This window comes from Achromobacter sp. DMS1, assembly GCF_001270295.1.
This window is the reverse complement of the sequence record NZ_LHSJ01000050.1, coordinates 18,666-28,843: the sequence shown is the minus strand read 5'-3', so window position 1 is coordinate 28,843 and position 10,178 is coordinate 18,666. Positions and strand designations below refer to the sequence as shown.

9 protein-coding genes and 3 pseudogenes are annotated in these 10,178 nt (G+C 69.5%); 2 read left to right on the top strand and 10 right to left on the bottom strand.

The genetic code is table 11. From position 1 onward, the window contains the following. The 8 genes and pseudogenes from AD428_RS29375 to tssE all read right to left on the bottom strand — a co-directional run. Positions 1 to 66, bottom strand: a 66-nt coding sequence (locus AD428_RS29375; protein ID WP_369798719.1) for a pentapeptide repeat-containing protein, incomplete at its 3' end; no start/stop codon positions are given. A gap of 67 nt (positions 67 to 133) precedes the next feature. Then, positions 134 to 1,369 (bottom strand): annotated as a pseudogene (locus tag AD428_RS28825) (DUF2169 family type VI secretion system accessory protein); the annotation flags it as partial. Then, on the bottom strand, positions 1,320 to 1,910 hold the full coding sequence (locus AD428_RS08195; protein WP_053244815.1) for a DUF2169 domain-containing protein: 591 nt from the start codon (positions 1,908 to 1,910) through the stop codon (positions 1,320 to 1,322). The pseudogene AD428_RS28825 and the gene AD428_RS08195, both read right to left, overlap by 50 nt. A gap of 3 nt (positions 1,911 to 1,913) precedes the next feature. After that, positions 1,914 to 2,300 (bottom strand): DUF4381 family protein, encoded by a 387-nt coding sequence (locus AD428_RS08190; protein WP_053244814.1) that lies wholly within the window; start codon positions 2,298 to 2,300, stop codon positions 1,914 to 1,916. A gap of 60 nt (positions 2,301 to 2,360) precedes the next feature. Then, entirely contained in the window at positions 2,361 to 4,724 is a 2,364-nt protein-coding gene (locus AD428_RS08185; protein WP_053244817.1) for a type VI secretion system Vgr family protein, read from the bottom strand. Positions 4,725 to 4,767: 43 nt separating this feature from the next. Further along, positions 4,768 to 5,387: pseudogene (locus AD428_RS24610) on the bottom strand (DUF3540 domain-containing protein). A gap of 35 nt (positions 5,388 to 5,422) precedes the next feature. Next, positions 5,423 to 7,321, bottom strand: a complete 1,899-nt coding sequence (gene tssF / locus AD428_RS08180; RefSeq protein ID WP_053244813.1) for a type VI secretion system baseplate subunit TssF — start codon at positions 7,319 to 7,321, stop codon at positions 5,423 to 5,425. Continuing rightward, positions 7,321 to 7,884 carry a type VI secretion system baseplate subunit TssE gene (tssE, locus tag AD428_RS08175; protein WP_082308318.1) on the bottom strand — a complete coding sequence of 188 codons (564 nt, stop codon included), beginning with the start codon at positions 7,882 to 7,884 and terminating at the stop codon, positions 7,321 to 7,323. The genes tssF and tssE overlap by 1 nt, the downstream gene beginning before the upstream one ends. A gap of 7 nt (positions 7,885 to 7,891) precedes the next feature. On the opposite strand from tssE, the pseudogene AD428_RS08170 reads away from it, so the two are divergent. Together AD428_RS08170 and AD428_RS08165 are read left to right on the top strand one after the other, a co-directional pair. Then, positions 7,892 to 8,473: pseudogene (locus AD428_RS08170) on the top strand (urea carboxylase-associated family protein); the annotation flags it as partial. Between the two features lie 54 nt (positions 8,474 to 8,527). Beyond that, positions 8,528 to 9,211, top strand: coding sequence for a GntR family transcriptional regulator (locus tag AD428_RS08165; protein ID WP_053244812.1), 684 nt, complete (start codon positions 8,528 to 8,530; stop codon positions 9,209 to 9,211). Positions 9,212 to 9,217: 6 nt separating this feature from the next. Here the strand turns inward: AD428_RS08165 and AD428_RS08160 are convergent, their stop codons facing one another. Both AD428_RS08160 and AD428_RS08155 read right to left on the bottom strand, forming a co-directional pair. Beyond that, positions 9,218 to 9,619, bottom strand: a complete 402-nt coding sequence (locus tag AD428_RS08160) for an ectoine synthase (protein WP_053244811.1) — start codon at positions 9,617 to 9,619, stop codon at positions 9,218 to 9,220. A gap of 27 nt (positions 9,620 to 9,646) precedes the next feature. Further along, positions 9,647 to 10,096 carry an amidase family protein gene (locus AD428_RS08155; protein ID WP_053244810.1) on the bottom strand — a complete coding sequence of 150 codons (450 nt, stop codon included), beginning with the start codon at positions 10,094 to 10,096 and terminating at the stop codon, positions 9,647 to 9,649. Positions 10,097 to 10,178: the final 82 nt, after the last annotated feature.

Sequence of the window (10,178 nt, the reverse complement as noted above, 5' to 3'; positions counted from 1 at the left end):
GTCCGCTTCCTGCAGATTGGCCTCGGTGAAGTCGGCCGCCTCGAAGCTGGCTTCGCCTGCCCGCACCGCTCGCCAGGTTGGCGCGCGTCAGTTGCGCCCGGGCCAGCGATGCGCCCTTGCAGGTCGGCCCCACCAGCACCGCGCCGGTGAGATCGCAGCCGTCCAGCACGGCGCCGCGCAGATTGGCGCTCTCCATCATGGCGCCAGACAGGCGCGCGCCGGCCAGATCCATGCCGGCCAGATCGGCGCCGATGAGGTTGAGGCCCGACAGATCGCGCGAGCCGCGCAGCAGCGCCTCCACCTTGCCCCGGGTGCGCCGGGCGCGCAGCGGGGTCATGGACGGCGCGCGGTCGAACAGGTGGGCGGTGTGCCGGTAGGCATCGCGCAGTTCGGGGCGCAGGTCTTCGGCCCAGCGCGCCCGCGCCCCGCCGGGCTCCTGCAGGATGTCCGCCTGCCGCAGCTGGCGTTCGAGCGCGGGCGGATCGAAGCGGCCGCGCGCGCCGCCCTCGCCTTCCGGCCCCATGGCGTCGAGATTCATCGCGCTCTGCTTCGCGAAATCCCGCACGTCGGAATCGGCCAGCATCTTCTCGCGCTCGGCGAGCAGGCGCTCCCGGGTGCGTTCGGCCTCGCGCTCCTGCTCGATCAGGCGCTCGGGCAGGTTGTCCAGCGTGAGCGGCCGCGCCGGCGCGTCTTCGGGCGGCAGGTAGTCGTCGGGCCGCAGGCCGAGCCCGGCCAGCTCTTCGCGCTGGGCCTGGCGGTCGCGCCGCCGCCCTTCGCGCAGGCGGCGCGCCAGCGGACGGTCCTCCACGTCGGGCAGGGCCGCGCCCTCGCCGGCATACAGCGCGCGCGGCGCCAGGTCGTCGTCGCGCAGCGCATGCAGGGCGCCGTGCCGCGGATCGAGCCTGCGGGCCAGCGTGTCGCGGTAGTGATCCTGCGCGCGGGGCGCGTCCGCCGCCTGTTCGAGCGCCGGCATGATGACCGCCACGTCCGCCGCGTCGTCTTCGGCCACGGCCACCGCGCCGTGCCAGATCAGGGCCACGCGCTCGCGTCCGGGAAAGAAGCAGGCCGTGGTCAGGCGCAGGCCGATTTCCTCCAGCCCGTCCGCCTGGTCGGCGCGGCGCACGAACACGCGCGCGCGCCAGTCGGGCAGGCTGCCGCTCAGCACCGCCCTGCGCGGGTGCATGTTCCAGAATGCGTACCCGGCCCGGGCGGGCAGCGTGTCGCGGCCCTCCCAGCGCTGGTCGGGCGGCGCGGCGTTGAAATAGCGCCAGTCGGCGTCGTCCGGCAGGCCCGGAAACGACTGCTCCAGCCAGCGCTGGTCATAGCGCCCTCCCAGCAGCGCCAGCCGCTGCGGACTGTCGACGGGCAGCGGCCCGAAGCCCGCGGGCGGCGGGGCGCTGCGCGGGCGATTCCATGCGCTCCAGCGGCGCTTCGATGTTGGGCAGGGGCCGCAGGCTCATGCTGCCCAGCGTCTCCACCGCCGCGCCGCGGCCGGCCGGATTGCGCGGATCGCCCGGCCCCCCGAACGCGCGGCTCCAGTCCAGCGGCATCTCCTCGAAGGGCAGCGGCTCGGTGATGCGGCCGTCCAGCCAATAGCGGTCGCCGAAGACCAGCAAGGACTTGTCCACCGTATCGACCCGCATGCGCACGGCGCACGAGCGGTCCTGGCCCGAAGGCGCGGTATAGGCGCGCCCGTGCACGAAGACTTCGGCCTCGGCCTTGGGAATGCCCAGGTCCAGCGCGCCGTCGCCCTCTTCGGCGGCCGTGCGCCACAGGTCCTGCTCGGTGTAGAGGCGCGGCTCGTCCTCCAGGCCGGCCAGCGCCATGACGGCCACGCCCAGCCAGTCCTCCCCGCGCCACCGGTAGGGGCGAGAGAGCAGGCTGAGGCGGGACGGCTTCACGGTTTTCATGTCCTACTGCGTGCGCTGGTCCACCGCCACCGCGCGGGTACGCGGATCGACGCGCACGGCGATGACCTTGCCCTCGGCGAAATCCGGAATGCGCACCGGCGAGATGTTGGCGTTGATTTCCGTCTCGAACGCCTCGCCCGCCGCGGGCGTGACGCGCAGGCGCAGCTTCACCACGAAATAGGTGTAGGCCCCCAGCCGCTTGCCGGTATCCGTGGCCTCCAGCACCAGGGCCGAGGCCGGATCGCCGGTGCGCCGCACCTGCTCGACCTGCGCGGCCGCCTCCTGGCGGCGCTGGACCTGCTTGCGGATGAACCAGAGGGCCACGCAGGCCTCGATCACCACGAACAGACCCAGCCCGATCGCCCACCACGCCCAAGTTGGCAAATCCATATGCTTGAATATTCCTTTCTTCTGTGTTGGAGGTTGGTGGCCGTCCATGCGCTGCCGCGCTCAGATCAGCGTAAAAAGGCCGCAGAGGGCCGACTTCAAGCCGATGGCTTCGGTTTCCAGCCCCTTGTTCTTATAATCCGCCGCCGCCACCTTGTACGAAACGCCGGACACGTTGCTGCTGATCACCGAAACGGAAGCGGTGGAAAGCGCCATGGCCAGGTTGGAGCGCCACAGCGCGGCATTGAAGACGCCCATGGTGCTCTGCGCCACCGTCAGGGTCAGCCCGAAGGGCGTGGCCTTGAGCCAGCTCGACGTGGACAGGTCCTTGACCTTCTTGCCCTGCAGGACCACGTCGACGTCGCTGGTGATGTTGATGGTCTGCGGCGCGTGGATGTCCATGCCCGAGGTTTCGGAAGTCAGCTTGACGTGGCCGTTCACCGTTTCCTCCAGCGATCCGGCCGACACCTTGCGCACCGAGTCCCCGGTCGCCACGGTCAGGATGCTGCCGTCCTTGATGGTGACGTTCGAAGCCTTGTTCACCGTGCGCAGCTCGCCGCCGTTCAAGGTTTCGTTGAAAAGGCCCGTCACCGTGCGGGTCTCGGTATTGTGCAGCGTTTCCTTGAACGGTCCCGTGATGTCGCGAGTCTCGCCCACGGCCTTGACCGTGGTGGTCAGGCCCTGGCCGTAGATCTCGGTGTTCATGCCGTTCTGCACCTCGGTCTTGCGCGAGGCCTTGACGGTGTAGTTTTCATGCCCCGTGACCGTCACGTCGCGGGTCTGGCCCACCGTCAGCAGGTCGGCGCCGGTGACGTGGATGCTGCGGTTGCCGCCCACGGTGGTGGCGTCGTGCACGCCGATGGCGGTCGTGCGGTTGCCGTCCGTGGTGTGCGTTTCGTGCAGCTCGACCTCGGTGCGGTAGTTGCGTTCCGCGTGCAGCCAGATCTCTTCCTGGCCGGGCTTGTCCTCGAACATGAAGGCATTGGCCGTGCGCGGCGTGCCGTCCTTGGAGCGGCTCAGGAAACCGCTCTGCGTGGCGTTGTCCGGCAGGTTCCAGGGCGGCATGTTGCCCGCGTTGTAGACGCGGCCGATGATGATGGGCCGGTCGGGATGCCCGCCGATGAAGTCCACGATGACTTCGTCGCCCACGCGCGGAAGCTGGATGCCGCCGAAGCCCCCGCCCGCCCACGGGCTGGAAACGCGCACCCAGCAGGAGCTGTTTTCGTTCTTCTGCCCATAGCGGTCCCAGTGGAACTGCACCTTCACGCGGCCGTAGCTGTCGGTCCAGATTTCCTCGCCCTGCTTGCCCACCACCCTGGCGGTCTGCGGGCCGTGCGTGTGGGGCATGGGCGTGACGCGCGGCGCGCGGAACTGCACGTTGGACGGCAGCACCGTGAAGTCCACGTCGAACAGGCTGGCGCCGCCCGCGCCGCTCGCGTAGCCGCCCTCGCGGATGCGGTAGCGCGCGCCCACCACCAGGTATTCGCGGTTTTCGCTCTGGCGCGGGTGGTTGCGCAAGGTAAACAGATAGCCGGGCGCGGCGCCGCGCACATTGCAAGCGCCGCTGACCTGCTCCTGGCGGCATTGCAGGTCTTCCAGGCGCACGCGCGTATAGCGCTCGGCATCCGCCGCGCTGGTGTAGCCCCCCTGCCATTCGTAGACTTCCAGGTCGCCGTTGTCGTAGGCGCCCGGATTGTTGCGCCGGGCTTCCAGCATGGCGCCCGGGGTCTTGAAATGATAGTCGTTGGTGACGAAAGCGCCCGGCGTGATCTCCTCCGACACCTCCCAACTGGAGATGTACTCCTCCTGAGGCACCGCCGCGCGGTCCGGCCCGTAGTAGGGAATGGTCTCGTAGCCGGGCAGCGGATCGTGCTGCGTGACGTCATCGGTGAGCACCAGCGTGTGCTTGCCGTTCTCGTGCTTGAACCAGTAGTAGATGCCTTCGTGCTCCATCAGGCGGCTGATGAAGGCGAAGTCGGTTTCCTGGTACTGCACGCAGTATTCCCAGTTGCGGTAGTTGTCGGCCAGCTTGACCTCGACCGGAAACTTGTAGTCGGACAGCACCTCCTGGATCACGTCCGGGGCCGACTTGTTCTGGAAGATCTTGTTGTCCGACGTTTGCGTCAGGTACCAGAGCCACGGACGCAGGGTCGCGCGGTAGATATAGTGGCGGGCGGTCGCGCCCTCGCGCCCCACCAGCACGCAGCGCGTGACCTGCCCGTTCAGGTAGCGCGGCTTCGCGCCGGACGTCTCGATCTCCAGCGTGACGGATTTCCCCAGCAACTGCTTCATGTCCAGCGAATGCGAATCCGACACCAGCTCCACGTCGAACTCGAAAAGCTGCGACAGCGTCTCGTGCCCGTACATCCCGCGGAACTTCAACTGTTCCTCGGGCAGAGGGGTATAAGCCTTGACTACGCGTTCCATATCCCGTTTCCCTGATTGCTTGCCGCGCTCCCGCCGCGCCGCGTCATCCCATGTGGATCTGGCGAGCATCCACCTTGACCAGCTCTTCGCCCGTGACCACGCTGTATTTGCCGTGCACGCGCGCCGACTGCCGCGCTTCCACGTCCACGATGCCCGCGCGGTCTGGTCCATTTCGTCGGTCAGGCGCAGGGCGTTGCGCGTGAGCTGGACCAGCTTGTCGACCACCAGCTCGTACAGCCTGCCCGCCAGCCGCACCTGTCCCACCGTCAGGCGCGCGTCCTTGCCCCGGTAGCGCATTTCGTCGATGGCGCAGTCGGCCTCGCCGCCCTTGAGTTCGAGCCGCCCGGCTTCCATGCGCAGGCCCCGGCCCGCGCGCAGCGACACGTCCGCCGCTTCGATAAGCAGGGCGCCCGGCGCGCGCAGGCGGCTCAGCGCGGCGTCGGCCTGCTCGGTCACCGCGATCAGATAGACCCGCTGCGGATCGGGGCCGCTGATGAGCACCTGGTCCCCCACCGAGGGCGCCAGCAGGCAGCTTGCCGCGCGGCGGCAGCGCCATTCGCGGCCGTCGCACCAGACCACGCAGTCCTGCCCGTCCACCGCGCGCACCTCCCCGAGCAGGTGCACGGGTTCGTACCGGGGCTGGGCGAGTCGGGCGGCTTGCATGGGCAGATCTCCTGGTTGCGGGCGCGGAGCTGGCTTCAGCATACGGGCCGGCCTCCGTGCCTCGGTTTCCAGCGGGCGATCGCGCCGCGCTGCAGCGAATCGAGCGCCAGCTCGGTCATCATGTTGATCGATACGTGCCGCGCGAAATACCGCTCCAGCACCGCGCCGAAAAGAAAGGGGCTGATGCCCGAGAACGCCGTCTCGTCCAGCGTCAGCTCGATGCGCACGCCGCGCCCGTACACAATGGGGCCCGGCACCGGCAGGCGCTGGTGCATCGGCACCGCGCGCACGCGGTACAGGCCGGCGATCTGCCTGGCGACGACCGGATCGGACAGGTCGGCGTAGATCTTGAGCGTCTCGCGCAGGGTCTGCGCGCCCTGCTCGGCGTCCAGGTCGGTCAGGCTGAGATAGTTCAGGCCCAGGTGATTGATGAGCCGCCACGCGGCCGCCCCTTCGGCCAGCGCCGGACGCGGCGGCGAAGGGCCGCGCAGCACCTTGATGCGCGAGACGGGCGCCGACACGCGCAGGCTGAAATCCGATTCGCGGTCCAGCGGCATCAGCAGCGGCAGGTCGCGGTTGGTGCACAGCGTATCCAGCGACAGATAGCGCAGGTCGCCCGAAAACGGCGCCTCGCGCCGGTCCACCAGCGAGAGGAACAGCTCGCTGCCCACATAACCCGTGCGCGACCCCTGCCGCTGCGCGGTGTCCGACAGCAGCCTGGGCTCGCGCCGGGTGGCGTAGTATGCGCCGTACTCGTCCTCGTCGTCGCCCAGGGTGCCGTAGAAGGCGCGGAACTCGCGCTCCTCGCCGCCGGCGCGATGGCCCATCACGCGGGTGACGCCGAAGACCTCGTAATCCAGCGGACGGGTGCGGTCCACCACCAGGTGGTATTCGTGAGTGCGCGGCGTCACCGCCACGCGGTCGCTGCGTTTGGGAAACAGGTTGATCGCCGGCACGCAGTGCAGCGCCACGTTCGAGGTCTGCACCGTGCTTTCCAGGTCCGGCGCACCCTCGGAAAGCAGGATGGTGATGTCGAAGGCGCGCGTCTCCGGCGCCTTGCCGTCGCGGCCGGCGGTGCGCAGCCCCTGCCGGAGCCGGTTCAGGCTGAAGAACAGGAAGCGCTGCGGGAAGGCGAAATACTCCTGCATCAGCCGGTAGCCCTGGAAGGCGCGCGCCTGCGCCGGCAGCAGCGCCTGCGCGTCGTCGAAGCCTTCGTGGCGGATGACATCCGGCGGCAGCAGGTTCAGCCAGGCGGGCGGGCGCTGCGCCTCGTGGCACAGCACGCCCGCCGACTTGGTCAGGATCAGTTCCAGCAGCTGGTTCATGGCCACGTCCTGCCCGTTGAGGAAGAACGTGAGCTGGTCCACGTCCAGTTCCTCCAGCGACAGGCCGCCGCACACTTCCAGCCGCAGGCGCAACGCGGCGGCGACCTTGCCGGCGCGGCCGCCGAAGCCCAGCCGCGTAAGCGGCAGGTCGGGCGGCGTGGCGGTGAACTCGGCGCGCGCCACCTTCAGCGGCCACAGCGTCACGTCGTGGCCGGTGGAAAAGTCGCAGGGCGTCTGCTCGCCGCGCGTCAGGCGCGCGCGCAGCAGGGTGCCACGCGGCAGCCGGAAACCCTTGGCCAGGGTGCCCTCGTTCATGCTGGGCTCCAGCGCCACCACGGCCATGGCCGGCGTGGGCGCCAGGTAATGCGGATAGATCACTTCCAGCAGGCGCTGCGAAAAGCGCGGAAACTCCGCGTCCATCTTGAGCTGCACGCGCGCGCTCAGAAAGCTGAAGCCCTCCAGCAGCCGCTCCACGTAGGGGTCGGCCACCTCGGTTTCGCCCAGCCCGAGGCGCGAAGCCACCTTGGGATACTGGCGCGCGAACTCCGCGCCCATCTCGCGCATGTAGCCCAGCTCGCGGTTGTAGTACTCGAGCAGGCGCGTATCCATCAGGCGCCTCCCAGGTCGCGCAGGTCGATGTGCCCGCTCTCGAGGTCGATGTCCGACCGGAACAGGAATTCCAGCGGATGCGGCTCGCACCAGAGCAGGCCGCGTATCGACAGGCTGAGCACGTTGTAGTGCTCCAGCGTGCCGGTGTCGGTGACGCAGCGCACCTCGATGGTGTCGGGCAGGATGCGCGGCTCGAAGCGGATGATGGCGTCGCGGATGGAATCCTCCACGTCGACCCAGTCGATTTCCGACATGCGCTTGCCCGCCATGGCCCGCACGCCGTAATTCAGCGTCGAGCCGTGCACCCAGCGGTACGGCGAGATGTCGTCCGTGGTTTCCAGGTTGACGGTATTGAGCAGCCAGCGCAGGTCGCGCAGCACCGCCGCGCGCAGCTCCATGTGCGACATGACGGCGCGGCCCGGCGGCTCGGTGCGCTCGCCCGGGTTGTCGTCCATGAGCCGGTCGAGCAGCGCCGGCTGCAGCCGGTCCAGGGCCGCTCCGCGCGCCTGCCGGCGGGCCGCGGCCCGCCAAACGCGCATCGATTCGGCATCCTGCACCGCCATGTCAGTCCAGCTCCAGCGCGCGCACGTCAGCACCTACGACCGCCTCTGGTCCACCCTGCCCTACCTGCGCCCCATGGCCACCATCACCGACGACACGCTGGCCGGCTACGGCAAGGACGGCGACGGCGGCCGCGTGCACGACCTGCTGGGCACGCGCTGCGACCCCTACGTCAACAAGCTGTTGTCCGGCGAAGACTTCCACTTCCATTGCCATTCGAACCTGACCCGCGCAGTGGCGCCCTACGGCCTCACGGAATTCGACGTGCACGACGTGCTCAACGTGTTCCAGGTCACCGGCCTGAACGACGACGACAAATACTTCATGAAGGCCTGCCCGGCCCAGCCCGGCGACTACCTGGAGTTCTTCGCCGAGATCGACCTGCTGTGCGCGCTTTCCACCTGCCCGGGCGGCGATCTCTCCGTGCCCATGTGGGGGCCCGACGCGCGCGATCCCGTCGATGTCTGCCGCCCGCTGGGCGTGGAGGTCTATGCGCTGGACCCGGCCTTGCTGCAAGGCTGGACACCGCCGGAAGTTTCACCGTATAAGGGCGTCCACGGCCTGCATCCGGAACAGGTCGCCTGGAAATAAGAACCACGGGCGCCGCGGGCCGGCCGCCGCGCCCCCATCAGGAGCTCGCCCCCCATGCCTGCCGAACGCGACAGCGGCCTTTCGATCGCCGAACGCATCAGCCACCGGCTGCGCGACGACATCATGGGCGGGAAGCTGCCGCCGGGCACGCAGCTCGTGGAAGTGGACCTCGCCGCCGGCTACGGCGCGTCGCGCAACACCATCCGCGAAGTGCTGCACCAGCTCGGCCGCGAAGGCCTGGCCACGTTCATCCGCCACAAGGGCGTGGTGGTGCGCCGCATGGAACGCAAAGACCTGCGCGATATCTACGCGGCGCGGCGCGCCCTGGAAATGCAGGCCGTCAGCGGCGACCAGCCCCTGAAACCGGCCCTGCTCGACAAGATGCTGGCCGCCATCGACGCGGCCGAGCGCGCCCTGGCCAGGAAGAACTGGCGCAGCGTCGGCACGCTCAGCCTGCAGGTCCACCAGCACATCGTGGCCCAGCTCGGCAGCCGCCTGCTGGACGAGTTCTTCCTCACGCTGTGCGCGCAGCTGCGCCTCGTATTCGCCTCCGAACCCGACGAAAGCCGCATCCAGACCGCCGACTGGATCGAACGCGAGCGCCATATCCATGGCCTGCTGGTGCAGGACCGGCGCGGCGACGCCGCCCAGGCGCTGTCCGATTACCTCGAACACTCGGAACGCACGCTTACCGAGGTGCTCACGCGGCTGAAGGCCCAGCAGGGGCAGGCGCGCTAGGGCGCGTCAGCCCTGGTCCTCGTCCGCCGGCTCCGCGTAGCTGCCGTCCTCGCGGTGCGTTTCGCGTCCGCTGAGCGGCGGATTGAAGACGCATACCAGCCGCAGATCGCCCCGCGTGGCGCGCAGGATGTGCTCGTCATGACGGTCCAGCGCATACAGCGTGCCCGGCACGATGCGATGGACCTGGCCGGTCGCCACGTCCAGCACTTCGCCTTCGCCCTCCATGCAGTAATTGGCCTCGAAATGGTGCTTGTAATGCAGGCGCAGCTCGGCGCCTTCGAACACGCGGGTTTCGTGTACCGAATAGCCGATGCCGTCGCGCTTGACGATCATGCGCCGGCTCTCCCAGCCGGGGCCGCGGGCATGGCGTTCGGTATCGGTAAGGTCTTGGGCGTGGACAACTAGCATGAAACGACATCCTCAAGGACTGGAAAATCAGGAAACCGCATCGCCCAGCGCCGCCTGCACCGCCAGCGCGCCATGCAGCAGCGCGCGGTCGCGCAGGCGGCGGCCGGTCACCAGCAGACCTGCGGGCAGGCGCGCGCCGCCGGCGCCGGGCAGCGAAATGCTGGGCAGGTCGAGCCGGTTGGCGAACTCGGTGAGGCTGAACGCGCGGGCGTTCTCGCGCAGATAGGCGGCGTCGTCGTCCAGGTCGGCGAGCCTGGGCGGCAGCATGGGCACCGTGGGCGTGAGCACCGCCTCGGCGTCGTCCAGCTCCCGGTCGAACTGCGCGCGCAGCTCCCGCAGGCGCAGCCGGGCCGCCGCGTACCGGTGCGCGGACGCCTGCGCCCCCAGCAAGATGCGCGGGCCCACGCGCGGGTCGTAGCCGGCCGCTCCGGCCGCCAGCCGCCCGGCGTGCAACGCATAGGCCTCGGCGGCGATCATGCCGCGTCGCGGGCGATTTCCCCGGCCAGCCGCACGCTGGGCAGCGCAGCGCGGCGCACCTGCGCGCCCGCCTCGCGCAGCC

Bases quoted from the DNA above. Each gene is read 5' to 3' on its own strand.
- AD428_RS08195 (WP_053244815.1), bottom strand. From the start codon at position 1,910: ATGAAAACCGTGAAGCCGTCCCGCCTCAGCCTGCTCTCTCGCCCCTAC.
- AD428_RS08190 (WP_053244814.1), bottom strand. From the start codon at position 2,300: ATGGATTTGCCAACTTGGGCGTGGTGGGCGATCGGGCTGGGTCTGTTC.
- AD428_RS08185 (WP_053244817.1), bottom strand. From the start codon at position 4,724: ATGGAACGCGTAGTCAAGGCTTATACCCCTCTGCCCGAGGAACAGTTG.
- tssF (WP_053244813.1), bottom strand. From the start codon at position 7,321: ATGGATACGCGCCTGCTCGAGTACTACAACCGCGAGCTGGGCTACATG.
- tssE (WP_082308318.1), bottom strand. From the start codon at position 7,884: ATGGCGGTGCAGGATGCCGAATCGATGCGCGTTTGGCGGGCCGCGGCC.
- AD428_RS08165 (WP_053244812.1), top strand. From the start codon at position 8,528: ATGCCTGCCGAACGCGACAGCGGCCTTTCGATCGCCGAACGCATCAGC.
- AD428_RS08160 (WP_053244811.1), bottom strand. From the start codon at position 9,619: ATGCTAGTTGTCCACGCCCAAGACCTTACCGATACCGAACGCCATGCC.
- AD428_RS08155 (WP_053244810.1), bottom strand. From the start codon at position 10,096: ATGATCGCCGCCGAGGCCTATGCGTTGCACGCCGGGCGGCTGGCGGCC.